This window comes from Streptomyces sp. NBC_00080 (assembly GCF_045041255.1).
GTDB classification, from domain to species: domain Bacteria; phylum Actinomycetota; class Actinomycetes; order Streptomycetales; family Streptomycetaceae; genus Streptomyces; species Streptomyces coriariae.
This window is the reverse complement of sequence record NZ_CP108235.1, coordinates 2,368,434-2,393,267: the sequence shown is the minus strand read 5'-3', so window position 1 is coordinate 2,393,267 and position 24,834 is coordinate 2,368,434. Positions and strand designations below refer to the sequence as shown.

Annotated in this window: 23 protein-coding genes and 1 pseudogene; 8 read left to right on the top strand and 16 right to left on the bottom strand. The window is 70.8% G+C overall.

From position 1 onward, the window contains the following. Nucleotides 1-14: 14 nt before the first annotated feature. The 3 genes from OHU34_RS10460 to OHU34_RS10450 are packed head-to-tail and all read left to right on the top strand — an operon-like array spanning nt 15 to nt 2,547. Nucleotides 15-1,169 (top strand): ABC transporter ATP-binding protein, encoded by a 1,155-nt coding sequence (locus OHU34_RS10460; protein WP_142266660.1) that lies wholly within the window; start codon nt 15-17, stop codon nt 1,167-1,169. Further along, nucleotides 1,166-1,882, top strand: a complete 717-nt coding sequence (locus tag OHU34_RS10455; RefSeq protein WP_142266661.1) for an ABC transporter permease — start codon at nt 1,166-1,168, stop codon at nt 1,880-1,882. The genes OHU34_RS10460 and OHU34_RS10455 overlap by 4 nt, the downstream gene beginning before the upstream one ends. Further along, nucleotides 1,879-2,547, top strand: coding sequence for an ABC transporter permease (locus tag OHU34_RS10450; protein ID WP_142266662.1), 669 nt, complete (start codon nt 1,879-1,881; stop codon nt 2,545-2,547). The genes OHU34_RS10455 and OHU34_RS10450 overlap by 4 nt, the downstream gene beginning before the upstream one ends. Here the strand turns inward: OHU34_RS10450 and OHU34_RS10445 are convergent. From OHU34_RS10445 to OHU34_RS10425, 5 genes are all read right to left on the bottom strand, one after another. Next, nucleotides 2,544-2,999, bottom strand: coding sequence for a RidA family protein (locus OHU34_RS10445; protein ID WP_405765995.1), 456 nt, complete (start codon nt 2,997-2,999; stop codon nt 2,544-2,546). The two genes, OHU34_RS10450 and OHU34_RS10445, sit on opposite strands and share 4 nt — an antisense overlap. A gap of 213 nt (nt 3,000-3,212) precedes the next feature. Further along, nucleotides 3,213-3,812 (bottom strand): ATP/GTP-binding protein, encoded by a 600-nt coding sequence (locus OHU34_RS10440; RefSeq protein ID WP_020125271.1) that lies wholly within the window; start codon nt 3,810-3,812, stop codon nt 3,213-3,215. Beyond that, on the bottom strand, nt 3,799-4,242 hold the full coding sequence (locus OHU34_RS10435; RefSeq protein ID WP_142266664.1) for a DUF742 domain-containing protein: 444 nt from the start codon (nt 4,240-4,242) through the stop codon (nt 3,799-3,801). The genes OHU34_RS10440 and OHU34_RS10435 overlap by 14 nt, the downstream gene beginning before the upstream one ends. Before the next feature lie 31 nt (nt 4,243-4,273). Further along, a complete protein-coding gene (locus tag OHU34_RS10430) occupies nt 4,274-4,750 on the bottom strand; it encodes a roadblock/LC7 domain-containing protein (RefSeq protein ID WP_020125273.1) in 477 nt (158 codons plus the stop codon). Next, entirely contained in the window at nt 4,747-8,052 is a 3,306-nt protein-coding gene (locus OHU34_RS10425) for an ATP-binding protein (protein WP_405765993.1), read from the bottom strand. Before OHU34_RS10425 ends, OHU34_RS10430 begins: the two co-directional genes overlap by 4 nt. A gap of 402 nt (nt 8,053-8,454) precedes the next feature. Here OHU34_RS10425 and OHU34_RS10420 point away from each other — a divergent pair, with 402 nt between their 5' ends. Together OHU34_RS10420 and OHU34_RS10415 are read left to right on the top strand one after the other, a co-directional pair. Continuing rightward, nucleotides 8,455-9,411, top strand: a complete 957-nt coding sequence (locus tag OHU34_RS10420) for an ABC transporter substrate-binding protein (protein WP_020125275.1) — start codon at nt 8,455-8,457, stop codon at nt 9,409-9,411. Between the two features lie 24 nt (nt 9,412-9,435). Beyond that, on the top strand, nt 9,436-11,619 hold the full coding sequence (locus tag OHU34_RS10415; RefSeq protein ID WP_405765989.1) for an aromatic amino acid lyase: 2,184 nt from the start codon (nt 9,436-9,438) through the stop codon (nt 11,617-11,619). 43 nt (nt 11,620-11,662) lie between these two features. Here the strand turns inward: OHU34_RS10415 and OHU34_RS10410 are convergent, their stop codons facing one another. Next, a complete protein-coding gene (locus tag OHU34_RS10410) occupies nt 11,663-13,033 on the bottom strand; it encodes a glycoside hydrolase family 43 protein (RefSeq protein WP_142266666.1) in 1,371 nt (456 codons plus the stop codon). A 205-nt stretch (nt 13,034-13,238) separates the two neighbouring features. Between OHU34_RS10410 and OHU34_RS10405 the strand changes: the two genes are divergently transcribed. Further along, a complete protein-coding gene (locus OHU34_RS10405; protein WP_142266667.1) occupies nt 13,239-13,655 on the top strand; it encodes an ankyrin repeat domain-containing protein in 417 nt (138 codons plus the stop codon). Nucleotides 13,656-13,769: 114 nt separating this feature from the next. Here OHU34_RS10405 and OHU34_RS10400 read toward each other — a convergent pair whose 3' ends face one another. From OHU34_RS10400 to OHU34_RS10375, 6 genes and pseudogenes are all read right to left on the bottom strand, one after another. Then, on the bottom strand, nt 13,770-14,387 hold the full coding sequence (locus OHU34_RS10400) for an ATP/GTP-binding protein (RefSeq protein WP_142266668.1): 618 nt from the start codon (nt 14,385-14,387) through the stop codon (nt 13,770-13,772). Continuing rightward, on the bottom strand, nt 14,374-14,730 hold the full coding sequence (locus tag OHU34_RS10395) for a DUF742 domain-containing protein (protein WP_142266669.1): 357 nt from the start codon (nt 14,728-14,730) through the stop codon (nt 14,374-14,376). The genes OHU34_RS10400 and OHU34_RS10395 overlap by 14 nt, the downstream gene beginning before the upstream one ends. A gap of 1 nt (nt 14,731) precedes the next feature. Then, nucleotides 14,732-15,166 carry a roadblock/LC7 domain-containing protein gene (locus OHU34_RS10390; protein ID WP_142266670.1) on the bottom strand — a complete coding sequence of 145 codons (435 nt, stop codon included), beginning with the start codon at nt 15,164-15,166 and terminating at the stop codon, nt 14,732-14,734. A gap of 11 nt (nt 15,167-15,177) precedes the next feature. Beyond that, complete coding sequence (locus tag OHU34_RS10385) at nt 15,178-17,907, bottom strand: nitrate- and nitrite sensing domain-containing protein (RefSeq protein ID WP_405765985.1); 2,730 nt, start codon at nt 17,905-17,907, stop codon at nt 15,178-15,180. Between the two features lie 65 nt (nt 17,908-17,972). Then, nucleotides 17,973-18,989, bottom strand: coding sequence for a substrate-binding domain-containing protein (locus OHU34_RS10380; RefSeq protein WP_405765982.1), 1,017 nt, complete (start codon nt 18,987-18,989; stop codon nt 17,973-17,975). Between the two features lie 228 nt (nt 18,990-19,217). Next, nucleotides 19,218-19,505: pseudogene (locus OHU34_RS10375) on the bottom strand (SAM-dependent methyltransferase); the annotation flags it as partial. A 22-nt stretch (nt 19,506-19,527) separates the two neighbouring features. On the opposite strand from OHU34_RS10375, the gene OHU34_RS10370 reads away from it, so the two are divergent. Continuing rightward, nucleotides 19,528-19,701, top strand: coding sequence for a twin-arginine translocase TatA/TatE family subunit (locus OHU34_RS10370; protein ID WP_405765979.1), 174 nt, complete (start codon nt 19,528-19,530; stop codon nt 19,699-19,701). Between the two features lie 351 nt (nt 19,702-20,052). Here the strand turns inward: OHU34_RS10370 and OHU34_RS10365 are convergent, their stop codons facing one another. From OHU34_RS10365 to OHU34_RS10355, 3 genes are all read right to left on the bottom strand, one after another. Then, the gene (locus OHU34_RS10365) at nt 20,053-21,042 is read right to left on the bottom strand and encodes a sporulation protein (protein WP_142266674.1); all 990 of its coding nucleotides are present in this window, start codon (nt 21,040-21,042) and stop codon (nt 20,053-20,055) included. A gap of 243 nt (nt 21,043-21,285) precedes the next feature. After that, complete coding sequence (locus OHU34_RS10360) at nt 21,286-21,747, bottom strand: DUF6114 domain-containing protein (RefSeq protein ID WP_142266675.1); 462 nt, start codon at nt 21,745-21,747, stop codon at nt 21,286-21,288. Continuing rightward, on the bottom strand, nt 21,747-22,412 hold the full coding sequence (locus OHU34_RS10355) for a DUF6230 family protein (protein ID WP_020125291.1): 666 nt from the start codon (nt 22,410-22,412) through the stop codon (nt 21,747-21,749). The genes OHU34_RS10360 and OHU34_RS10355 overlap by 1 nt, the downstream gene beginning before the upstream one ends. A 683-nt stretch (nt 22,413-23,095) precedes the next feature. Between OHU34_RS10355 and OHU34_RS10350 the strand changes: the two genes are divergently transcribed. Next, the gene (locus OHU34_RS10350) at nt 23,096-23,731 is read left to right on the top strand and encodes a Tat pathway signal sequence domain protein (protein ID WP_142268114.1); all 636 of its coding nucleotides are present in this window, start codon (nt 23,096-23,098) and stop codon (nt 23,729-23,731) included. A 76-nt stretch (nt 23,732-23,807) separates the two neighbouring features. Here OHU34_RS10350 and OHU34_RS10345 read toward each other — a convergent pair whose 3' ends face one another. Beyond that, nucleotides 23,808-24,743 (bottom strand): lytic polysaccharide monooxygenase, encoded by a 936-nt coding sequence (locus tag OHU34_RS10345; protein ID WP_405765976.1) that lies wholly within the window; start codon nt 24,741-24,743, stop codon nt 23,808-23,810. Nucleotides 24,744-24,834 lie beyond the last annotated feature (91 nt).

Genomic DNA, 24,834 nt, shown 5'->3' with positions numbered 1-24,834 from the left:
GGGTATTCGGCGCTTTGATACGGATAGATTCAGTCACCAAGCGATACCCGGACGGCACGGTGGCGGTCGACCGGCTCTCCCTCGACATCCCGGACCGTGCGATCACCGTCCTCGTCGGCCCCTCTGGCTGTGGCAAGACGACCACCCTGCGGATGATCAACCGGATGGTCGAGCCCAGCGAGGGCACGATCCTCATCGACGGCGTCGACAGCCGTCAGCAACCGGTCAACACACTGCGCCGGTCCATGGGTTACGTCATCCAGAACGCCGGGCTCTTCCAGCACCGGACGATCGTCGACAACATCGCCACCGTGCCCCGGATGCTCGGCTGGAGCAAGGACAAGGCCCGCGCGAGGGCACGCGAGCTGATGGAACGGGTCGGGCTCGACGCCTCGTTCGCCAAGCGCTATCCCTACCAGCTCTCCGGCGGCCAGCAGCAGCGCGTCGGCGTGGCCCGCGCACTCGCCGCCGATCCGCCGGTACTGCTCATGGACGAGCCGTTCTCCGCCGTCGACCCCGTGGTCCGCAAGGGCCTTCAGGACGAACTGCTGCGCATCCAGGCGGAGTTGGGCAAGACCATCGTCTTCGTCACGCATGACATCGACGAGGCCGTGAAGCTCGGCACGATGGTCGCGGTGCTGCGTACCGGCGGTCGGCTCGCCCAGTTCGCGCCGCCGGCCGAGCTGCTGTCCGACCCCGCCGACGCGTTCGTCGAGGACTTCCTCGGCGCCGACCGGGGCATCCGGCGCCTGTCGTTCTTCTCCTCCGCCGGACTGGAGCTGCTCACCACGCCGATCGTCGCGATCGACTCCACGGCCGAGCAGATCGCCGCACGGGGCGCGACCGACGCCCCCTACCTCCTCGTCACCGGCCTGGACGGCCGTCCGCTCGGCTGGAGCGAGCCCGGCGCGCTGACGGCCGGACGGGTCGACGCCGACCGACTGCTGCCGTACGGGCGGCCGTTCGTCGTCGAGCGGGACTCGCTGCGCGCGGCCCTCGACTGTGCGGTCCTGTCGCCCACCGGCTGGGCGGTCGCCGTGGACGCCGAGGGCCGGGCCGCCGGAGTCGTCTCCCAGGCCGCCATCGGCGAGGCCATCCGCGGCGCCCACGCGGCAGGCCGTGCGGAGCAGCCGTCGCCCGAGGAGACCGCCCAGAAGGTCATCCGGTGAACCGCTTCTTCGACATCCCCAGCGACCTCCAGCACGACTGGTTCGGCCTCATCGGGCTCCATCTGCGCGAGGCCCTGCTGCCGGTGCTGGGCGGGCTGTTGCTCGCGCTCCCGCTGGCCCAGCTGTGTGTGCGGCTGCGCTGGCTGTACCCGCCCGTGCTGTGGGTGACGACCGTGCTCTACGCCATCCCGTCCCTGGCCTTCTTCGTCGTCCTCATCGACTACACCGGGCAGACCGAACTGACGGTGATGATCCCGCTCACCATCTACAGCCTGGTGGTGCTCGTCCCGGCGATCGTCGACGGCGTCCGTTCGGTCCCGCAGGAGACCCTCGCCGCCGCGACCGCCATGGGCTTCGGACCCGTACGCCGTTACATCCAGGTCCAGTTGCCGATCGCGGTGCCGGCCATCATCGCCGGACTTCGGGTGGCCACCGTGTCCAGCATCAGCCTCGTCAGCGTCGGCATGCTGATCGGCAACCAGGGCGCGCTCGGCAACCTGCTGCACGACGCGCAGATCTACAACCGGCCCGAACTCGCCTGGAACTCCGTGATCACCAGTGCGGCTCTGGCGGTGCTCGCGGACGCCCTGCTGGTCGTCGTACGCATCCTGCTCACCCCCTGGATGCCGAGCGGCGCGCGCGGCGGAAAGTCCAGGACCGCCGGGGTCCGGCCCGATCCGGCCGTGCCCGCCCTGGAGGACGCAGCCCGGTGAACGTCATCAATTTCGTCAACGCCTTCTTCGGCGACAGCGCACACTGGCACGGTTACGACGGAATCCCCACCCGTGTGTGGGAACACGTCCAGTACTCCCTGGAAGCCCTTGCTCTCGCCGCCGCGATCGGGCTGCCGATCGGCCTGATAACCGGTCACTACGGGCGGGGCGGAAACGTCCTTTCTCTTGTTGCCACCGCCGGCCGGGCGCTGCCCACCTTCGGCCTGCTGGTGGTGACGACCATCGTGCTCGGGTTCGGCATGCTGCCCGTGATGATCCCGCTGGTCGTCCTCGCCGTCCCGCCGATCCTGGTCACCACCTACGAGGCGGTGCGCTCCGTCGATCCGTCCCCCGTGGACGCCGCGCGGGGCATGGGCATGGGGGAGGCCGGCATCCTGTTGCGCGTCGAACTGCCCGTCGCGCTCCCGCTGATCTTCGGAGGTCTGCGTTCGGCGGCCATCCAGATCGTCTCGACGGCCACCATCGCCGCGTACGTCAGCCTCGGTGGCCTAGGCCGCTACATCGTCGACGGTCTCTACCAGCACGACTACGAGAAGGTGGTGGGCGGCGCCACCCTGGTCGCGGGCATGGCACTCGCGACGCTCGCGGTGTTCTGGGCGGCGGCGAAGGTGACGGTCTCGCCGGGCGTGCGCAGGAGCAACTAGGACAGGTCCTCGCCCCGGGGTGGCCGTACGGCGATCGCGTCGACCTCGAACAGCATGCCCGGCAGGGCGAGCGAGGCCACCCCGCTCAGGGTCTGCGCAGGCAGCCGCTCGCCGAAGCGGGCGTGCAGGGCCTTGCCCAGGACCTCGAGCCTGCCGGGGTCGTGGTCGACGATGAACGTGCCCAACCGCACGACGTGGCGGAGCCCGAGACCCACCCCGGCCAGCGCCGCCTCCAGCCGGTCGAAGGCCAGTTCCACCTGAGCGGCGAAGTCGCCGGGCACGGGAGCCCCCGACGCGTCCGAGGCGTACTGGCCCGCGAGGAAGACCGGTTCGCCGGCCGCCGACACGGCATGGCTGTAGCCGAAGGGTGCGGGGTCGTGCAGGGCGGGCGGGTTGGTGATCGTACGGTCGTCGCGGCTGTGGCTCTGGCTGTTGCTGACGCTCTGGCTCATGACGGAAACAACTGCGGTGCGGGGGAAGGTCATTCCCTCGCACCGCAGTTCTGGCCCGGTCGCCCCGCCTTCGCTGTTTCCGAAGGTTCCGGTTGTCTCCAACCGGTTCCAGCCGTTCCAGCCGATCCCACCATTTCTGGCTGTTTCTGGCTGCTCCTGGCTGTTTCTGGCTGTTTCCAGTCGATTCCGGCGTTCCGGCCGCCCAGTGTGCCGTCAGCCGCCCGACCGGGCCAGCGCCTGTTCCAGCACGACCAGCAGGGCGTCGCGTACCGAGCCGCGCTCGCGCGCGTCGAACACGAGCAGCGGGACGCCTTCGGACACGTCGAGGGCCCAGCGGACCTCGTCCAGCGTGTGCGCGATCTGGCCGTCGAAAGCGTTTACGGCAACGGCGAACGGGATCTGCTTGTGTTCGAAGTAGTCGACTGCGGCGTAACAGTCGTCGAGACGGCGGGTGTCCACGATGACGAGCCCGCCGACCGCGCCCTCCACGATGTCGTCCCACATGAACCCGAACCGCTCCTGCCCGGGAGTGCCGAACAGATACAGCTTCAGCGTCGGGTCGATGGTGATGCAGCCGAAGTCCATCGCGACCGTGGTGGTGGTCTTGCGCGGGGTGTGGCTGAGGTCGTCCACCCCCGCCGCGACCTCGGTGATGGCCGCCTCGGTGGTCAGCGGCTCGATCTCGGAGATCGAGCCGACGGCGGTGGTCTTGCCCACGCCGAAGCCGCCCGCGATCACCAGTTTCACCGGCAGCGGCGGCCGTACGGCGGCCTGGCCGGCCGAGGTGCGGACCAGCGGTTCAGTCGGTGTCACGGAGTACCCCCCGGGAGTCGGGGATGGCCCGCAGGCCATCGATAACCCTGCGCAGAACGGATGCGTCGTGGGTGACGCCGGAGTCGGGCACGTGCACCGACAACTGCCCCGCCGTCCGGAGGTCCTCGGCGAGGACCCGCACCACGTTCAGGTGCAGCCGCAGCCTGGCCGCGATCTCCGCGATGGACTGCGGGACGCGGCAGGCGGCGACGATGTCGTGCTGTTCGAAGGAGAGCCGGTCGAGCGCGTCGAGCCCGCCGGTGGTGGCCACCAGCTGGGTCTCCACGGGCATCGTCCGGCCGGACGACGCCTCGCCCGCGCCGCCCGCGACCCGGCCGGCGGTGACCAGGAAGGGCCGGACGGCGGGTGCGGGGCCGACGGGGGCGACGCCGTCCTCGCCGGCCCCGCGCGGTGTGCGGCCGTCCGCCATCGGTGTTCGCTCTCTCTACGGTGGCACGCGCTCAGCGCGTACGCGTGGCGCCGACGCTGTTCTTCAGTTCCAGGACGAGCTGTGGGCTGAGCGCCGTGCCGGCGCGGTTGGCGAACACCGTCATCTCGTAGGCGATGTTGCCCAACTTGGCCTCCTTGTCGGTGACCACGCCGAGCACGGCGCCGCTGCCGATCGCGGAGACCAGGACATGGCCGCCCTCCAGGTCGATGATGACCTTGTTCAGGCCGCCCAGGCCGTAGTTGCCGGAGGCGCCCGCGGCCAGGCTGGTGATGCCCGAGACGATCGCGGCCAGCCGTTCGGAGTCGGCGTGCTCGCGCAGCTCCGACACCGCGATCAGCAGTCCGTCGGAGGACACCGCGATGGCGTCCACGACCCCCGCGGTCTCGGTGGCGAAACGGTTGAGCAGCCAGGTGAAGTCGGCTGCGGCGGCCCGCAGGTCGGTCGGCTTGGCGTCTCCGGCGGGAGTCTCACCTGTCGACGTGCTCACTGCTCGGCTCCTTCCGGAAGGTGGTTCTGGTGGTGCGTGGTGTCCCGGCCGGTGATCGGGTCATCGATCGGCTCGGTCCGGCCGGACGCGTCGGACGGCTCTGTCCGGTCGGTCGGGTCGGTCGAAACGTCGGGACGGTGGTCGTGCCGGCGGTCGTTCCGGCGGTCCATCGGGTCTTCGGTGGTAGGGGTGAGGGGGCGGGGGTCGGCGGGGCGAGGGTGTTCGCCGGTGTCCCGGTGGGCGCGGGCCACGGCCGCCTCGAACTCCTCCAGTGAATCGCGCACGGCGTCCGCGTCGGCGGGGCGGGCGGCCTGCCGCGCGGCCTGTTGGGCGGCGGCCTCGGCGGTCGTCCGCAGCGTCGCCCCGCGCACCCGTCGACGGAGCGGACGGGAGCCGTCGGGACCGACGGCGAACGCGTCGGCGCCGGCCAGGGGGGAAGCGGGGAGGGGACCGGCGGGGCCGGCGGCGCGGTCGAGCGGGGAAGGTTCGGCGCCACGGTCGGCGGCGACGTGCTCCGTCCTGCGGCCGGAGTCGCCGGGGCCGTCCGTGCCGCGGGCGGGGCCGCTCCCGGGGCCGGACGGATGGGCGTGCGGCGCGGGCTCCGCCGTACGGGCGGCGGTCCGGGACTCGGTCGCGTGGCCGTGGGACGACTCCGCCGGGCCGGCGGGGGTCGTGCGCTCCGCCGTACGGGCGTGGTCCCCGGGTCCGTCCTGCGCGCGGGCGTGCAGCGTCGCCTCGGCCGTGCGGGGCGCCGGGATCCCGATGCCGGCCGGGTAGGCGCGGGTCGTGGGCTCGGCCGTGGTGTCCGGCTCGGCCCCGGTGGTGGCCGGAGCCTCGGACGGTGCGGGATCGGCGAGGGGTGCCGGCTTCGCCGTACGGGCGGAGACGCCGGTTCCCACGGCACGGTCGGAGGAAGCGGTTACGTCGGCGTTCCGGGGGGAAGCGGACCCGGTTCCGGTCGCAAGGCTGGAGGAACCGGTTTCCGCCGGACCGGTCGCGACAGCGGTTTCGTCGGTTTCGGCGGAAGTGCCTGTCACCGTCGAGGCGGTGGCGACGGCGGCGTCGGTGTCGCGCGTCGGGTCGTCGGTGCCGGCCACCGGAGTGAGCGGGGCCTCGTCCTCTCGTTCGCCCGGGGACGGGTCACGGCGGGGGACCCGGCGCGGGAGCGCGGTCGGATCGTCCTCGTTCGTGGCCCAGGACGGAACCGTGGACGGGATCGAGGACGACGGCGAGGGTCCGGCCGCGGGGGCCGACGGGGCGGCGAGCGCCGCAGTGGCCGGGGAAGTGCCGGTGTGCGCGGGCCTGCCCACCGGGCCCAGTTCGCTCATCGTCAGGAGCAGCGTCGACGGGATCATCACCTCGGCCGTCACGCCGCCGCCCGGGGTGCGGGAGAGGGTGACGTCGACGTCCCAGCGGCGGGCCAGCGCGCCGACCACGAACAGACCGAGCACCTTCGTCGGGACGACGTCGAGGCGTTCGCGGCGCACGAGGCGGGAGTTCTCCTCGGCGAGGCGTTCGGCGCTCATGCCCAGGCCGTGGTCGGCGACGGTGATCGAGGCGCCGTCGGCGTCGGAGCCGACCACCACCTCGACGGGGCTGCCCTCGGGTGAGAACGACACGGCGTTCTCCAGGAGTTCGGCGATCATCAGAGTGAGGTCGCCGATGATGTCGGGCTTCACCAGGGCCTCGGTCGCGGCACGCAGCTGAACCCGCTGGAAGCCCTCGATCTGGCCCAGCGCGGCGCGTACGACGTTGGTGAGCTCGGTCGGTCCGGCGTCCAGGACGGTCTCGCGGATGCCGGCCAGCAGCATCAGGCTGTCGGCGTTGCGGCGCAGTCGGACCGCGATGTGGTCGATGGAGTAGAGGCGTTCGAGCAGCGCCGGGTCGGTCTCACCACGCTCCACCGCGTCGATCAGTGCAAGTTGACGGGTCGTCAGGTTGCTGACGCGGCGCCCGACGTTGCCGAACATCTCGGCGACGTTGCGTCGGCTGAGCACCTGGCGTTCCAGCAGCGCGGCCGCGGTGGTCTGCACGTTGTTGAAGGCCTCGGCGAGTTCGCCGATCTCGTCGTCCGCGGTGACCGGCAGCTCACGCAGCCGCGGGGGTCCGGATTCCTCGGCGTCGTCGTCGGCGACGCGGGCGAGTTCGCGGCCCGCGACGTCGGCGACCTCCTGGGCGGCTCCCGTGAGCGCAAGCACCGGGCGGACCACGGAGCGGCGTACCAGGATGGAGAAGGTGATCCACAGGGCGAAGCTGAGCAGCGCCAGGCTCAGCAGCAGGCCCGCGCGCCACTGGGCGCTGGAGGCGGTGTCGTCGGCCCGGTCGGCGATCTGGTCGATGAGCGAGGCGGTGATCTTCAGCCGGGTGCGTGCCTGGGCGCTGTAGTCGGGGTAGGAGGCGATGGCCGCCCGGAACGCCGTACGGATGTCGGCCTTGGACTCCGCCTGCAACGCGCTGGGGTCCACGGCGAGTTCGGCGTAGTGCTGGCCGATCGAAGCCTGCGAGGAGTTGTGCTCGATGCCGCCGAACTCTTCGTTCTGCGTCTCGCTGGCGAATCGCTCGAACCGCTCGGCCTGGTAGGTGAACAGCTCGTAGGAGCCGACCGCGCCGGTGAACTCGATGAGCGCGTTGCTGTCACCGGTCCGGGCGGAGAACACGCCCGTCTCGAAGGCGCCGTGCGCGGCGTCGGCGCGCAGCAGCGAGTCGAGGAGGTTGCCGGTGAAGGTCGTCGCGAGGTCGGAGTTGCGGTCCAGGCCCAGGCCGTCGATGAGGCCGTCGGCCGCACCCGAGTACGCCGGGTCGATGTTGTCGGCGGGCAGGTAGCCCTGCTCGATGGTGGCCCGCAGGCCGGCCAGGCCCTGGACCTCCTTCAGCGCCTGCACCTCGGTGTCCGGCAGCCGGTCGCCGAAGGCGTCGACCACCTTGTGCACCTGCGCGTCCACCGCGGCCTGGGCCTGCCGGTAGCCGTCGGTGGAGGGAGTGCCGCCGTCGAACGACGCCTCGTGCCGCACGGAGAGCAGGATCGCCTGCTGGTGCTCGTCCTGCAGATCGGCGACGAGCTGGGCGACCTGGGCACTGTCACGCACCAGTTGGGCGGCGTCCTCGGCGCGGTTGGACTCCTGCACCAGGTCGACGATGAGGTATGTCAGCAGCAGCGCGATCACCGTCAGCGGGATACCGACGAGTACGTTCAGCTTGCGCTGGAAGGGCCACCGATCGGCGAATCCCCGCAGACCCCGGCGTGCGGACGTGGGTGCCGAGGATGCCGACCGGGCGGACGCGTCCACCTCTTTCGTGGACACCGGGCCTCCTTCAAGGGGGTGCTGCTCGCGTGCAAGGGGCGTGTGCGTGCGTGCCGACTTTCTGCACACACGTGTCCGAATATGAATGATACGGAAGCGGCCCCCGTACACCGCTGTGGCCGACGCCGACTGCTGTGGCGGACGCCAACTCCGGCGAGACTATCGCCTATTCGAACGGTCGAGCGCGTCGCCCTACGTCAAGAATCGATTACGAAGCGGTGAACCGGAGCCGTTCAGGGGCCTTCAAAGGGGTACACAGGTGATCTACCGATCCGGTCGCAAGTGATCACGGATCGAAGCCAATCGGTAACCCGGCTGCTCTTGACTGATCAAGAAGCGGGTGGATTGGATCAGGCCAGAGTGTGTGAGTTCTCATCAACCCCCCAGCTCGGAACGGGAACCGTGACTACCAACGCCCACAGCAGCAGGTCCCTCAGGAACCACCCAGGTGCGGCGGCCGTCGCCCTCGCGGCGGCGACGGTCCTGCTGGCGGGATGCTCCTCGTCCGACGACACCTCCGACCCGCTCGCCGGCGACAAGGCGGCCGGCGACACCGTGGTCGTCGGCTCCAACAACTTCGCCGAGAGCATCCTGATCGCCGACATCTACGGCGAGGCCCTGAAGGCCAAGGGCATCAAGGTGTCCTACAAGCCCAACATCGGCAGCCGTGAGACCACGTACGGTCTGCTCAAGAACGGTTCCATCACGGTCCTGCCGGAGTACAACGGCTCGCTGCTGGCCTACCTGGACGCGAAGGCCGAGCAGACCTCGCTCGCGACCGTGAACGCCGCGGCGAAGGCCAAGCTCGACTCCAAGCTGACGCTGCTGGAGTCGTCGCCGGCCGAGGACAAGGACTCCGTCACGGTCAACGCGGCGACCGCGAAGAAGTACAACCTCACCGCGACCTCCACGCTCGCCGACCTCAAGGACATCGCGCCGGACCTGGTCCTCGGCGGCTCGCCCGAGTTCCAGACCCGCCAGCAGGGCATCCTCGGCCTGGAGTCGGTGTACGGGCTGAAGTTCAAGTCCTTCAAGGCCCTCGACGCGGGCGGTCCGCTGACCCAGGCCGCGCTGAAGAAGAACACCGTGCAGGCCGCGGACATCTTCACCACGGACCCGACCATCACCAAGGAGAAGTTCGTCGTCCTCCAGGACCCGGAGAACCTCTTCGGATTCGCGAACGTGACCCCGCTGGTCTACAAGAGCGGGCTCTCCCAGGAGGGCATCGACGCGCTCAACGCCGTCTCCGCCAAGCTCGACACGAAGGCCCTGCTCGACCTGGACTCCCAGGTGCAGCTGGAGAGCAAGGACCCGCTGGACGTCGCCAAGGCCTGGCTGAAGTCGGCCGGTCTCGGCTGAGGTTCCACCGGATCACGTGAACCGTTGGAAACAACAGCAAACGGACAGGCCCGGGTTTCTCCGCACCGCGGGGGCGCCCGGACCGTCCTGGACGGAACCGCCCTCACCGTCGGCGAGCTGATCGCGCTCGTCGACGGTGCGGCCGTGCCCACGGTGGCTCCCGAGGCCCGTGAGCGAGCCGCCCTCGCCTGGCGCACGGCGCAGGCGCTCGCCGCCGCCGGACGGCTGTACGGCCGCGGCACCGGCGTCGGCGCACAGCGCTCGGTGCCGGTCGACGAGGGCGACGAGGCCGCGCACGGCCTGCGCCTGCTGCGCAGCCACGCGGGCGGAGCGGGTGCTCTGCTCCCCGCTCGCCAGGTCCGCGCCATGCTCGCGGTGCGGGCCAACCAACTCCTGGCCGGCGGCTCCGGTATCCAGCCCGCACTCATCGATGCCCTCGTCGACGCCCTCCGTCTCGGCGTCCACCCGGCGATCAACGAGTACGGCGGTGTCGGCACCGGTGACTTGACCGCGCTCGCCCAGACCGGCTTGACGCTGATCGGTGAACGGCCTTGGTTGTGCGACGAGTTGGCCGAGTCGGAGAAATCCCTTGGGTCGGACGACGAGCCGACCGGCCGGACGGAGGGCGCCGACCCGGGCGGCGAGTCCACCGCCGCGGCGACGAAGCTTGCACCCGACGACCCGCCGGACGCGGTCGCGGGACCCGCACCAGGTGAGATGTCGGCCGCGGGGGCGCAACGCGCACCGGGTGGGGTGTCGGCCGCGGGTGCGGAACGTGCACCGGGTGGGGTGTCGGTCGCAGGGCCACAACGCGCATCGGGCGTGGTGGCGGGTGCGGGCGCGGGCGCGGAACGTGAATCGGGTGGTGTGTCGGCCCGTCCGGCGAAGGTGCGGCCATCGCGGGCCGGTCTGGGCATCCCGTCGAGCGGGCCTGGGCCCGGGGCCGAGCCGGAGTCCGGGCCGGAGTCCGGGCCGGAGCCCGGGCCGGAGCCCGGGGCCGGGCCGAACACGGAGTGGGCCGGCCCGTCACCGAGGGCGGGATCGGTCCCAGCCGCAGCCTCAGCCCCAGCAGTTGGCGGTGCCGGTGCCGGTGGCGAGCTCGCCGCAGCTGCTCGGTGCGCCGTCGCGCCCGCAGTTCAGCTCGTCACTCTGCCCGGACCTGCCGCCGAAACCGTCTACGTCCCCGTTTCCGCCTCGGTGACGACAGTCGCCCCCGTCCCCGCTGCCACCACCACCAGCTCCACCGGGCTCCCGGCCCCGGTCGTCCTTCAGCCCGGTGACGCGCTTGCCCTGCTCAGCAGCAACGCCCTCGCGTTGGGACAGGCCGCGCTCGCCCAGCGCGAGCTGGACGTGTTGCTGCGGGCCACGCATGCCGTCGCCGCCCTTTCCCTCGCCGCGGTGTCCGGGTCGCCGGAGGCGTACGCCGCGCCCGTGCACGCCCTGCGGCCCTATCCCGGCGCGGCCCGTGCTGCCGGTGAGGTGCGGCGGCTGCTCGGTCTGCCCGACCGGCCGCCGCGCCGCCAGGGCCGGCGTATCCAGGACCCCTTCGGGTTCCGCGCCTTCCCGCAGGCGCACGGCTGCGCCCTGGACGCCTCCGAGCGACTTCGGGAAGTCATCGAGGTGGAGCTCAACTGCCCCTCGGAGAACCCCCTCATGGATCCTGACGGCACCACGGCCTACCACCACGGTGGCTTCTTCGCCGCGCCCCTGGGCCTCGCCCTGGACGCCGCGAACCTCGCCCTGCTGCAGACCGCACAGCTCTCCGCCGCTCGCCTGACGGCGCTCGGCGATTCCGGGCTCACCGGCCTGCCCCCCTTCCTCGGCGGGGGACCCGCGACCAGCTCGGGCACGATGATCCTGGAGTACACCGCCAACTCCGCTCTGGCAGAACTGCGTTCGAGCACGACTCCCGCATCGGCCGGCCACGCCGTCCTGTCGCGAGGTCTGGAGGAGGCCGCCAGCTTCGCCGGACAGGCCGCCCGCCAGACCTCGCGGGCAACGGACGCCTACACCACCGTCCTCGCGTGTGAACTGGTCGTCTCCGTAAGGGCTTTGAGGATGCGCCCGGTCCAGGCCGAGTCGCTTCCGGCGCCGGTCGCGGTTCTCGCCGCGGCGACGGGCGTTCTGCCCGCGGGCACGGAAGACCGTCCGCTGACCGGTGATGTGGCGGCGGCGGCCGAACTGCTGCCCCAGCTGGCCGAGTTGTGAGCCGGTCGACCAGGAGACGGCCGGCTCCGGTGACGGTCCTTGTTCAGTAACCCACGTAGAACGTCGCGTCCTGCTTTTCGGTGGCCGTCGAGACCGGGTCGATGCGCAGTACGTAGTTCGCGTGCCGGATGTAGCGCGTCGGGTTGTTGTAGGAGCGGAACGACGCCCATCCGGAGTCCGCCAGGCCCGCCGTACGGTAGAAGGTCGCGTCACCGGCGAACGCCGATGTGCCGTCGTTGACGTCGAGTTGGAGCTGGTAGTTGTAGTGCCGCAGGTACCGGGTCGGGTAGTTCACCGATTGGAAGGAGACCCCGGTGCTGTCGGCCAGGCCGGGGACGAGTTTCCACTGCGAATCGGTGTACAGGTCGAAGGGGTACGTGTCGATGCGGCCGACGTAGTTGGCGTGCCGGACGTAACGGTCCGGGTAGTTGTAGGACTTGAGCCGGTTCCAGGCCGGGGCGCCCCACTTGGCGACGAGGTTGCTGTACTGCGTGCTGGTGATCGTTGTGACGCCGCAGTGCTTGGAGTTCACCGGCTGGGTGTACGTCTTCTGGTCAAGCGCGTTCCAGGTGCCCGCCGAGAGGTCGGTGGACTGCCAGGCGTAGAAGACGCCGTTGGGCGTGTAGGTGTCCCCCCAGAGCCACCAGGTGCTGGAGGTAAGCGACTTGACGAGGGTCGGCGCCTCGGTGCCGCCGTGGGCCACCCCGGTGTTGAAGACCGTGAAGCTGCCGGGGTCGAGGGAGCTGGACCGTGCGCCGACCAGCGTCTGGTCCTTCTTGAAGTAGAGGTAGTTGACGCCGTTCACCCCTACGGCCATGTCGCCGTCGATCACGTCGTAGCCGGGGTCGAAGAAGACCTGGGGGGCGGAGGCGGTGACGAAGTCGGTGGTGTAGTTGACCATGATCACGTTGTGGCCGCTGCTGTTCACGGCGGAGTAGATGAGCGCGTACTGTCCCCGGCCCGCGTCCCAGAACGCCTCCGGGGCCCAGCTGTGGGTGTTCATGTCGTGCAGCTTCAGCCGGTGGTAGCCGGTGAAGGTGCGCAGGTCGGTCGAGTTCCACACGTGCACGTACTGGCTGACGTAACTCCAGTCGGTGCCCTTGAGGTCGGTGGCGATCACCACGTAGGTGCCGTCCTGCTTGCGCAGGATGAACGGGTCGCGCAGCCCCAGCGCTCCCTCGGTGGGGGTGACCACGGGGTTGTTCTGGTTCAGCGGCATCCACTGCAGCCCGTCCGTACTGACGGCGAGGTGGAGGCCGTAGTCGGTGCCGGCGCCGAGGCTGGTCGATTCGGTGAAGTAGCTCATCACGTAGGCCGAGTCGGCCGCGTGGGCGGACGGTACGCCGAGGGTGAGAGCCAGCGGGACGGAGGCGGCCGCGCCCAGGACGAGGCGGCGGGAGGGGTTGGGGGTCATATGCGCTCCAGGGATGCGGGGTGCCCTTTGATGCCGACCTGGTTCGAAATGTCGAACAAGGTTCGGTGAGTCGGTCAGAAAGTAGGGGTGTGCGGGGAACAGGTCAATCACTGGGACACGCTTGGCGGTTTCCCGCCTTCTACCTGTGGGTGGCCCACGGAAAATGCGGCGATCTTGTCGCCGGTCCGGGCTACTCTCGGCGACCGTGAACAGGAGACGGCAGAAGAAACTGACGAAGCGTCTGTTGTCGGCGGTGATGTTCGAGGGCGGTGCTCAGGTCGACCTGCTGCTGCGGGCCGGCGCGGACCCCTCGGCCGCCGATGTCGACGGAACAACTCCGTTGTACGCGGCTTGCGTTCAGGGAAACGCCGACGTCGCGCGCCGGCTGCTCGGGGCCGGTGCGCCGCCCGACGCCGAGAGCGCGGGCCTGGGGGCCGAGGGAACCCCGTTGTGTGCGGCGGCCTGTTGGGGCCACCTCGACGCGGTCCGCACCCTGCTCGCCCACGGCGCCGACCCCAACCGGCGCGAGGACCACGGCACCGGCCTGACCCCACTCGAGTGGGCGACCGCGGGACCGCATCCGGAAACGGTTGCCGTACTGCGCGCCGCGGGAGCCCACTGACGGACGGAGTCCCGGATACCCGCAGGCCTGGCGGCCCAGCGGTCGCGAATTGGGCGGCTGAGGCAGCTCGGGTGTCTCGGGCGTCTCTGGAGTCTTGGGAGTCTTGGGAGTCGATCAGTGTGCCGGGCTCGGCTGGAGCGTGACGTCCTCGATCAGCCGGTCGATCAGAGCGATCAGCACGTCCCGGCACGAGTCACGCTCCCGCGCGTCGCACAGCAACACGGGAACATGTGCCGGCAACGCCAGCGACTCCTTGATCTCCTCCGTCGGATACGGGTGCAACCCGTGGAAACCGTTTACCGCAACGACGAACGGGATGCCCCGGCGCTCGAAGAAGTCGATCGCGGCGAAGCTGGACTCCGGCCTCCGCACATCGATGAGCACCACCGCCCCCAGGGCACCGATGGCCAGGTCGTTCCACATGAACCAGAACCGCTGCTGCCCGGGCGTGCCGAACAGGTACAGCACCAGGTCGTCGCCGATGGTGATCCGCCCGAAGTCCAGGGCCACGGTGGTGGACCGCTTCTCCTCGATGCCCTTGAGATCGTCCACCTCCAGCCCGGCTACGGTCAGCGGCTCCTCCGTGCGCAACGGCGTGATCTCGCTGACCGCCCCGACCATGGTGGTCTTTCCGACGCCGAAACCCCCGGCGATGAGGATCTTCACCGTGTCGGGTGCCGCGGCCGCCTTGGGGCTGAGGGCGGTGGGAGCGGTGGAATCAGATCCGGCCAAGGCCGTCCCTCACTTTCTCCAGCAGATCGAGATCCGGGGTGCCGGTGACGGAACGGGGCGGCCGGGCCGTGATCAGGCCCGCCTCCAGCAGGTCGCAGAGCATGATGACGACCACGCTCACCGGCAGGTCGAGATGGGCCGCGAGTTCCGCCACGGCGAGCGGCCGGGCGCACAGCCGCAGGATCCGGGTGTGTTCCGGCTGCGGCCGCGTGGCCCGCTCGGGCGGCGGGTCGACCGCGGTCACCGTCGTGATGAGGGTGAAGTCGGCACGGCTGGGCCGGGTCCGGCCACCGGTGAGGGTGAACGGCCTGACGAGTCTGCCCGCTTCGTCGCCTCCGCTCACCTCACCCGCCGTTGGTGCGCACGGCGGGACCGACATGGGCCCGCGGCGCCGCGCTGAGGTGCTCGCCGATCTTCTTCACCAGCATGTTCATCTGGTACGCCACCACGCCCACGTCCGCGTTCTTGCCCGCGAGTACGACGAGATGGGCTCCCGGGCCGGCCGAGGTCAGGATCAGGTAGCTGTTGGCCATCTCGATGAGTGCCTGGCGCACCGGACCGCCCCGGAAATCCATGCTGACGCCCTTGCTGAGACTCATCAGGCCGGACGCGGTGGCCGCGAGCCGTTCGGCGTCCTCGCGCGGGAAACCGGTGGACTTGCTCACCACCAGCCCGTCCTCGGAGAGCACGACGGCCTGGTTCACGTCGGCGACCCGGTCCACGAGACCGGTGAGGAGCTGGTCGAGCTGGGTGTTCGTGCCGGGGATGGAGCGTGTCATCGCGAAGTCCTTCATGAGCGGTCGGCGGGCGGTGTCGGGGTCTGGGAGGTGCTCGCGGCGGTGACCGGCGGGCCGGGGGCCTCCTCGGTGGATGTTTCCTGCGGTTCGTCGGACCACAGGTCGGCGTCGGCGTGTGCTCGCAGCGTGCCTCGCTGGAAACCGGCGAGGGAAGAGGCCGCGCGCTCCGCGGTGAAGTCGTCCGGGTAATCGTCTTCCTCGACGGCCGCGGCGGACGTGGAGTCCTCGCGCAACTCGGTGGCGAGGCTGGTCTGCGGGACCCTGCGGGGCAACGGGGTGAGACCTTCGGGCCGCGCCGCCGCACCCGGCGTCCGGGCCGTGGTGGGCGCCACCCCGCCCGCCCGGAGGCCCCCACGCCCCGCGACGTCCGGGGCACCGGGCCCGGAGGTGGACGCGCCGGCCGGAGCCGTCACGCCCTCCGTCGTCAGGGGCGAGTGGTCTGTCGAGGACGAGTGGTCTGTCGGGGACGCCGTGCCCGTCGGGGACGCGACGTCCGTCGAGGACGGGGAGTCGGTCGGGTCGGGCGAGTCCGGCGCAGGGCCCGCCGAGGCCGGTCGGCTCAGTGCCGGGTCCCACCCACTGGCCGACGAGGCCGACGAGCCGGCAGTCGCGACGGGGGCGCCCCTTGTCGGGAGGGCCGACGAGGCCGGTGCGGTGCCCGGCCGGCTGTGCTCCCGCGCCGCGTCCCGGGTGGCCCGCGCAGGTGACGGGAGTTCCGTGTCCGGGGCGGGGGATCCGGCGGTCGCCGGCTCGCTCGATTCCTCCGCGGCCGGGGCCGACGGACCGGGAGCCTCGCGGACCACGATGTCGTGCGGGACCAGCACGATCGCCGTGGTCCCGCCGTACGGTGACGAGCGCAGGGTGACGGCGATCCCGTGCCGGGTCGCCAGCTGGGCGACCACGAACATGCCCAGCCGCAGGTCGTCGGCGAGCGCCACCACGTCGAACTGGGGCGGGACCGCCAACTGCGCGTTGAACGAGGCGTAGTCCTCCTCCGACATGCCGAGGCCGCGGTCCTCGACCTCGATCGCCAAGCCCCTGGCCACCAGCGCGGCCCGTACGCCGACGGGGCTGGGGGCCGGCGAGTAGGACGTCGCGTTGTCGATCAGCTCGGCGAGCAGATGGATCACGTCCGCCACGGCGGGTGGCGCGATGTACACGTCCTCCTCGGTGTGCACCTCGGCCCGCCGGTACTCGGCGACCTCCCCGACGGCGCTGCGCAGGATGTCGATCAGCGCCACCGGCTCCGTCCAGCTGCGCCCCGGCCGGCCGCCGCTGATGATGACGAGGTTCTCCTCGTAGCGTCGCAACTGGCTCGCGGTGGAGTCCAGTTCGTAGAGCCCGTTGAGGACGTCCGGGTCCTGGTGCCGCCGCTCCAGTGCGTCGAGTTTGCTGAGCTGGAGGTTGACCAGGTTCTGGCTCTGCCGGGCGATCCCCAGGATGACCTTCTGGAAACCGCGCCGGGTGTCGGCGAGTTCGACCGCGGTGTGCACGGCGGTGCGCTGCGCGGTGTTGAACGCCGCGGCCACCTGGCCGAGTTCGTCGCCGCCGTAGTCCAGCGGAGGGGTCGCCGAGTCCACGTCGACCGTCTCGCCCCGGTCCAGCCGGGCCACGACGTCCGGGAGCCGTTCGTGCGCGAGGCTCAGCGTGGCCATCCGCAGCCCGTGCAGCCGCCGGGACAGCGAGCGGGTGATACGCCAGGACATGCCGACGCACAGCAGCAGGGCGACGAGACCGCCGGCGCTGAGCGAGGCGGCCGTGATGAGCAGCTCGCGCGCCTCGTCCGCACTGTGCTGGAGCAGTGCCGTGGTCTGCAGCCGGATCAGCCCCGAGTACTGGTCGGAGACCTCGATGAGCGCGGCACGCCATTGCTTCTGCACGTCCGGCAACGCGATGTCACCGTTTTCGCCCTGTTTCGCGCGGGCCGCGAGCACCTTGTCCTCCACGGACTCCAGGATCTGCCACTGGTAGCTCGTCAGGATCTTCTCGGTCTGCGCCTTCGCGGTGCCGGTGAGCGAGGGGACGATCTGGTCCTGCACGAGCCAGCGCCGGGTGTTCACCAACTGGGCGAACTCCGCCCACGTCTTGTCGTCCATCCGCTGTCGGGGCCCGGCGAGCGTGAGCTGGAGGTCCTCCTCGGAGACCAGTTCGGCCGCGTGCTCCAGGGCGATGAGCGGTCCGGCCTGCGAGGTGAGGTCGCCGTCGTCGACCCGGGACAGCTCCTGGAAGGCGTGGATCTGGTCGTCGATGATCGACGTGTACTGGTCCAGTGCCTGGGCGGCGGTGATGTCGACGGGATCGTCCACCTGACCCCGGTAGTACTCCAGGCTGCCCACGGAGGCGACGACCGAGTACATCCGGTCCCTGACGCGGTCGGACGCCTGCTGGATGTCGTCCGACCGGGCGACGAGCTTGGCGACCGCCGCGTCCGTCTTCTCGCGCTGCGCCTCCAGCGCGGCCCGGGAGCCGGCGGGCCGCGAGGCCAGCCACACGGCGGACAGGCTGCGCTCCTGCTGGAGCATGAGCGTCGCCTCGGTGCCCATGGCTCCGGTCGACCGGCTCAGTTCGGTCTGCGCGCGCAGTCGCAGCCCCTCCGCGAACATCTGGGTCGTCGTCACACCCCACATGGCGGCGAGGGTGACGCTGGGCACCAGGGCCAGCAGGATCAGCGAGAGACGTATGGAGCCGAGACGTCGGCGCCGGGCACCTGTCCGTGGAGACATAGTCGTCCTAGAGCGATCAGCGGGGGGAGGGGGAGGAGAGCCGGGGGAAAGGGGGAACGGTCCGGTCAGCGGGTGCCGGCGGCGGCGAAACGGGCGACTTCGGCGACGTTGGTCTTCGTGACGAAGGCCGGGCCCGTCAGTACGGGCGAGACGCCGCCGCCGCTGAGGTTGCCGTTGGTCTTGTAGAGCCAGAGCCCGTCGACAGCCAAGTAACCCTGGAGGTAGGGCTGTTGGTCCACCGCGAACTGAACGCTGCCGTCGCGGACGGCCGTGACGAGGTCCTTGTTGAGGTCGAAGGTGGCGACCTTTGCCTTGCTGCCGGCCTTCCCGGTCGCCTGCACCGCTGCAAGGGCGAACTGCGCACCGTTGGCGATGACTTCGTCGATGTCGGGTTCCTGCCGCAGTCGTGCCGCCACGGAGGCGGTCATGGCGTCCATGTCCGTTCCGTCGACGTAGAGCATCTCGGTCTCGCCGGTGAACGTCTTCTTCACGCCCGCGCAGCGCGCCTCCAGGGCGACGTTGCCCCGCTCGTGGATGACGCAGAGGGCGTGCTTGGCGCCGAGGCCGTCGAGTTTGTCGCCGACGGCGCGGCCCGCGACGCTCTCGTCCTGGCCGAAGTACTCCAGAAGTCCCGCGGAACGCCAGGCGTCGATCCCCGAGTTGAGTCCTACCACGGGTATGCCGGCCGCCTTGGCCCGGGCCACCGGACTCTTCATGGCCTGCGGTTTGGCGAGGGTCACCGCGATGCCGTCGACCCGGTCGCTGATCGCGTCCCGCACCAGCTCGGCCTGTCCGGCGGCGTCGGGGTCGCTGGCGTAGGTCAGGTCGACGCCGTCCTTGGCGGCCGCGGCTTCGGCGCCCTTGCGTACCAGCTCCCAGAAGTCGTCGCCCTCGGCGCCGTGGGTGACCAGGGTGATCTTGATGCGGTCGGCCGAGCCGCCGGCCGCGTCCGTGTCCGAACCGGACGACGTGGTGCCGGAGCAGCCGGTCAGCAGGAGGAGGCAGCAGGCCGCGGCCAGCGCGGTGAGGCGTACGGATCCGAGGGGAACGGGAGCGGAGGGAGCGGGGAGGGGAGTGTTCATGGGGGGCTGCACCTCGCTGTGCGGCAGAGCAGGGAGGACGGGGCGAGCGCCGCCGGAGCGAGGGGGTGTGCACCGGCGAGAGGCATTCGTTGGCTCGGAGCCAACCGTGTGTGACCGCTGGCAGTCAAGTGAGCAACCACATGGGGTGAGGCGCTGCTGCCGCATTGTGATCCGGAACGGTGCGGCGAGGACCGAAGGGAGCATATCCGCAGCTGAATTGACTGATCGTCAATCAGCGGTCGTGGCTGAGGGCTTGTGGGCCACCGCCCCGTACATCGCGATGTCCGCGTCGCGGACGACCTCCGTGCCGCTGCCGTCGGGACGCCAGTGGTGGACCTGGACGATCCCCGGGTCGACCAGGTCGAGGCCGCTGAAGAACTCCGCCGCCTCCGCCCCGGTACGCAGCCGCATCGGCATACCGCGGGCCGCGTATTCGCGGGCGACGCGGCCGACCTCCTCGGGCGCGAAGTCAGCGGTACCGATGGACATCGCCAGGTAACTGCCCGGGGGCAACGGGTTGGCCGTCGTCGTCCTCGTGATGTTCGGCTCGAAGAAGCTGCCGGACCCGGCACGGGCGCTCGGTCGGTCGATGCGGATCCTCAAGGCCGAGGCGACGAAGGACGATGCGGGGCGGCCGGAGCGCGGCACGGCACCGCCGTCGCGAACGGCACGGCGCACACCACGGGAACCGCCGTCGCGAACGGCACGGTGAACGCACGGCGGACCCGGCGCAGACGGTGACCGCCCCGGCAGGGCCTTCCGCGACGGCAAGCTGAAGGCCTCGAAGGGCCTGAAGTCCCCGAACGCTCCGAAGGCCGCAGGGCCGCAGGGCCGCAGGGCCGCAGGGCCGCAGGGCCGCAGGGCCGCAGGGCCGCAAGCCCGCTGGGTCGCAGGGCCCGCGAAGGCCGCTCAGGCCGCGAAGGTCGGTCCAGCCCTCGTGGGCTGGCGCAGGCACTGACGGACGCGCGCACGGACGCCGCCCCCCGGGGTCCTCCTCCGGTCCTCCTGGCGCCTCTCCCCGCTCTCCTGGTCGCCTCGTGCGCCTGGATCCTCCTCGCCTCTCCTAGTCCTCCTCGCTCTCCTCCGCTTCTTCTTCCTCTCCCTCGAAGAAGTCATCGATCTCGTCGACCACTTCGGCCGCCACCATGCCGCCGACGAACCCTGTGCCCAGTCCTGCCGCGCCCGCGGCGACCGCCGTGCCCAGGCCGGGGCCGGAGCCGTGGACGGCGAGGTGCTCGGCGTGCGGTGCGGAGTGGACGTAAGCCTGCGCGCCGTACGCCTCCCGGTGCTCGGTCAGTCTGCGGATCCAGCCGTCGACCTCGCTGTTCCAGTCGAGGACGGGTACGTCCTCGTGGCGCACGGTGAAGCGGGTCAGCGCGTCATGGCCGGGGGTGAGCGGGCCGCCTCGCTTGTCGGCCTCCAGCACGACCTCCAGGCCGGACGTGGTGGTGAGGAAGGTCAGCTCGATCTCGGTCACCGCGTGCGCGTACCGCGGGGGCGGGGTGAGCTCGATCTCCTGGTGGAACGGCAGCCGTTGACCCGTGCCCCCGATGCGGCCGTGCTCCAGGTCGGCGGAGCGGAAGCCGAAGCCGAGTCGTCCGAGCGCTTCGAGGACCGCCTCCTGCACGGGGAGGGGACGGACGACGAGGGGGTCGAGATCGCCCCGGTCGCGGGCGTCGGCCACCGCGAGCTCGGTGCGCACGCCCAGGAGGACGCCCAGCGGCTGCCCGTACAGCTCGGTCACCGGCGTCTCCCAGGGCACCGTGACCGAGAACGGCACACTGCGTTCCTCGTCCGCAGCGAGCCGGAAGCCCCCGCCGACGACATACCGTTCGAAGGCGACGGTGCCCTCGCTCTCGCCTTCCTCGCGCTCATCCTCGACGCGTGCCAGCAGCTCCAGGCCGATCTCCTCGATCTCCACGGCCGCGCCGCCGCCCCGCAGCCGGACCTGACCCGACAGTGCCCCACCGGGCAGTACCGCCTCGCCGTCGAGCACCGTGTCCACCGAGGGGCCGCCTACGCCGATCGCCCCGAGCAGCCGTTTGAACACCATGCCGCTGTCGCTCCTTCACGCCGAACCCATTGCCTCGAACCCATTGCAGTGATCTTCCGCTGAACTCGTCGCGACGGCAAAGAAGTTCCCAAGTCACCTGTTCGAATGACGTGCGGTGGCGGGGTGACGAAACCGGCGAGGCCGGGCGCGGCCTGCTGTGCGCAGGTCGTCCCGGCCTCGCCGGTTGAAGTGACGTACGGCCGTGAGTCACGTCCGCGCGTCAGGTCCGCGAAGGTCCGTGGGTCAGGCGGGCTTCCCCGCTCCGGGCAGCGGGCCGTCCTGCCGGACCGACTCGGCCGTCCGTTCCGCCTGCGTCTCCTTGCGCCGCTGCCGGCGGCTCTGGCGCGGTTCCTGGTCGGGCAGCCAGCCGAAGGACAGGCTGCTGCCCACGGCACCCATCAGAAGGCCGACGACGAAGCCGCCGATGTTGGAGGTGAGCCAGGTGCCCAGGGAGAGCAGGATGGCGATGATCGAGTAGAACAGCCGCTGGGTCGGGTTGAAGAGGATCAGCAGACCGCAGACCACCATCAGGGTGGGCAGGAGGTAACCCGCCAGGCCCTGCATACCCACATGAAGGATCACCGGGAGCGGCGCCTTCATGGTCACGAGTATCTCGGCGCCGCCCAGGACGAGCAGCACGCCGCCCGCGAAGGGCCGGTGGCCTCTCCACTCCCGGAAGCGGTCCCGCCACTGGGTGAAGGTCATTACTTGCAGCCCTCGCTGGAGAAGCTCATCTTCAGGCCGGGAAGCTTGAAGACGGCCGCGGTGGCCGCGTAGTTGTGCTGGTACAGGTTCTTGATGACGACCGTGTCGGCCTGCTGGCCGTAGACCCCCGCGGGCCCCTGGATCGGGACCTTGTCGAAGGTGCTGGAGTCGCGGCCGATCTCGATGTTGTTGAACTCGGCGTCGCCCGAGATCTCGTCGGAGTCGATGGCCAGGTTCTTCACGCTCACCGGGGTGGATCCGCCGCCGGCCCTGAGGATGAGCTGGATGCCGCCCAGGTCGACGCTCTGGCACATGTTGGTGATCTTGCCGTTCTTCACGACCGAGGTGACGACCAGGACCTGGCCGCCGGTGTCGCCCTGGTTGGGGCTGTTCTCGATCATGTTGTCCAGGCCGCCGAACTGGGCGAAGCCTTCACCGTCGAGCCGGTCGGCGGTGACGACGAAGGGCATCCCGGAGATCGCGAACTGGACGCCCAGGGCGCCCTGCGCGGTGAGGACCGCGAGCCCCGCGGCGATGAAGGTGGCGGGCACCGCCATGACGGCGGCCCGGCGCAGCCGGACCCGGCCGCGTCTCGCTGCGGAACCGCTTTCGGGGTTCTCGGGGGTGTGGTCGGCGGACGAATTGACGTCCGGGGACGAGGCCATGTCTGCTCCCATGCACTTGGTCATGCGGGTTGGGCTTCAGTGGCACGTTGTCCTGGCGCGGACAGCGGCTGCCGCGCACGCCCCCTCGCGACTCCCGGAAACCGCAAGGGCTTTCTGGTTACGCAGCAGTAGCCGACGAGGAAGTTACCGATGGTTACACCGGCCGGTCAAGGGAGATGTGGAAAAAGAGTGTTCATTATGTGCCGCCCGCGGACCGCATGCCGCGAGGGTCTTCCGCATATATCTGTCGGGCCATCAACTTTGTTTCAGGGTATTGACGTTGACTGACCATCAGGTCTACAACTCTCCCTGGCTCAGCCGGGATCCGTGGCGCCGGATCCGCAGCGCGGCGACACCGCCGCGCTCCCGGACGCTTTCAGCCAGTACGGGCCACTCGGTCCCGAGCTCGATCCCTTCACGGCACCGGTACGGCCGCTTCCCCCCGGCGGGCCGCGACCGGTCGCCCCTCCCCGCCCGGCCCGGCCGGAGTCACTCGCCAGTGCCTCCGACCGGTCACCGGCCGGCCGCCGTTGCCGGTCCGTCACGTACGGAGAAGGCGTCACGGGCCGGCGGCGGACGCCGATCGGCGTCTCCCTTCTGTTGCGACCAGCGACGCGCCGGTTCACCCCCCACCAGCCAGTCCCCCCCAATGAAGCCCCACTTGAGAAAGAGGCACCCGCATGCTGCGCTCCCGCTCCCTCCTCGCCCTCGCAGGTACTGTCGCCGCCCTCTCGCTCACCGCCGTCACCCCGGCCTCCGCGGCCGGCGCGGTGCTGACGACCGCCAACGGCGACGTCGCCGTCGGTGACGTCCTCAACGCCTCGCTCGCCAGCGGCACGACCGCCACGCTGTACTCCAGCGCGACCGGCACCAGCGGCGTCTCCTGTGCCACGTCCGGGTTCAGCGCCACCGTCACCGACAACCCCACCGCGCCCGGCACCGCAACCGAGTCGCTCACCGCGCACACCTTCGGCAACTGCACCGCGAACGTCGTCGGCGTGCTCGGCGTCACCAGCATCACGGTCAACAACCTGTCCTACACCACGAGCGTCTCCTCCGACGGCACCGTCACCGTGACCCCGCCGAGCGGCTCCACCATCCAGACCACGGTCGTGCTGCGCACCCTGCTGGGCAGCATCAACTGCGTCTACCAGGCGCCCAGCCTGACCGGCGCGGCGAGCAACGCCGACAACAGCATCACCTTCACCAGCCAGCAGTTCACCAAGTCGTCCGGCTCGTCGCTCTGCTTCGCCAACGGCTACTTCACCGCCAAGTACGCCCCGGTGACCGACGCGGGCGCGGCCGTCACCGTCAACTGAACAGCGTCACCCACAACTGAACACCGTCCGCGCGACTGATCGGCCGACGCGCAACCTGGCTCCGTGCAAACGGGGTTCAGCGTCGACGCAGACGCACGACGAGGGCGGCGCCGCCGGTGAGCACCAACACCGCCGCGGCGCCGCCCGCCAGCATGGGTGCGGACGGCCCGGAGCCGGCCCCGGTCGTGGACGCCACCGGGGTGCTCTCGGGACTGGCCGCGGCGGCCTGCGCGGGTGCGGCGCCGGTCGCGGTCGCCACCGACGGAGCGGCGGACGGTGAACTCGGGGCCGTGCCGGCGGACGCCGAGGGCGTGGCCGAAGCGGACGCCCTCGTCGTCGGGCTGCTCTCCGGCTTGGTTTGTGAAACCGCTTCCGGGAACACCACGTCCGAGCACGAGTAGTAGGTGTCCGGCGTGCTGCTGTTCTGCCAGATCGTGTAGAGCATCTGGCGACCCGTCCGGTCGGCGGGCAGCTTCGCGGTGAGGTGGTAGGCGCCGTCCGTCAGCGCCGGATCCTTGACCTCGGCGAAGGGCTTCGTCGGCAGGTCGGACCAGGTGAGCGGCTTCGAGGGGTCGTACCCCGGCTTCGTCAGATACAGCCTGAACGTGCCGGTGTGCGCGATCGTCGAGGCGTACGTCATGCGCAGCGTCCCGCCCGGCGTGAGCCGGGTCGACGGCCAGTCGGCGCGGGCGAGGTCGAGCCCCCTGTACGCGGACAGGCCGCCGCTGCACAACTGCCCGTCGGGAATGGTCTGCCGGTCTCGGCCGTTCACGTTCGCCACCCGCAGGTTGTCCCACGCGGCGAAAGAGGTGCCGCCTGCGTCGACGGCAGCCCGGCAGGCCGCGGTCCTCGCGTCGGCTCCGCCTTCGGGGGAGCAGGCGAACACCCGGCTGACCGGATTCGTGGGGGCGCCGTGCGCCTGAGCCGGTCCGGCGGCCCACAGGCCCAGCAGGAGCGGGCTCACGGCGGCGGTCGCCAGGGCTGCGGTGCGATGTGCGGTCGTGCGGGGCATCGGGGACGTCTCCTCGGCCGGCGCGGGAACGGTCTGCTGTCAGTACGGGAATCCGGTCCGGCGCGTTCAGTGCGTCGTCCGGTGGCTGTCG

Coding starts and splice junctions, on each gene's coding strand:
- OHU34_RS10365 (WP_142266674.1), bottom strand. CDS start 21,042: ATGGTGTTCAAACGGCTGCTCGGGGCGATCGGCGTAGGCGGCCCCTCG.
- OHU34_RS10355 (WP_020125291.1), bottom strand. CDS start 22,412: ATGGCCTCGTCCCCGGACGTCAATTCGTCCGCCGACCACACCCCCGAG.
- OHU34_RS10445 (WP_405765995.1), bottom strand. CDS start 2,999: ATGAGCCAGAGCGTCAGCAACAGCCAGAGCCACAGCCGCGACGACCGT.
- OHU34_RS10380 (WP_405765982.1), bottom strand. CDS start 18,989: ATGAACACTCCCCTCCCCGCTCCCTCCGCTCCCGTTCCCCTCGGATCC.
- OHU34_RS10410 (WP_142266666.1), bottom strand. CDS start 13,033: ATGACCCCCAACCCCTCCCGCCGCCTCGTCCTGGGCGCGGCCGCCTCC.
- OHU34_RS10360 (WP_142266675.1), bottom strand. CDS start 21,747: ATGACCTTCACCCAGTGGCGGGACCGCTTCCGGGAGTGGAGAGGCCAC.
- OHU34_RS10385 (WP_405765985.1), bottom strand. CDS start 17,907: ATGTCTCCACGGACAGGTGCCCGGCGCCGACGTCTCGGCTCCATACGT.
- OHU34_RS10435 (WP_142266664.1), bottom strand. CDS start 4,242: ATGGCGGACGGCCGCACACCGCGCGGGGCCGGCGAGGACGGCGTCGCC.
- OHU34_RS10370 (WP_405765979.1), top strand. CDS start 19,528: ATGTTCGGCTCGAAGAAGCTGCCGGACCCGGCACGGGCGCTCGGTCGG.
- OHU34_RS10345 (WP_405765976.1), bottom strand. CDS start 24,743: ATGCCCCGCACGACCGCACATCGCACCGCAGCCCTGGCGACCGCCGCC.
- OHU34_RS10390 (WP_142266670.1), bottom strand. CDS start 15,166: ATGACACGCTCCATCCCCGGCACGAACACCCAGCTCGACCAGCTCCTC.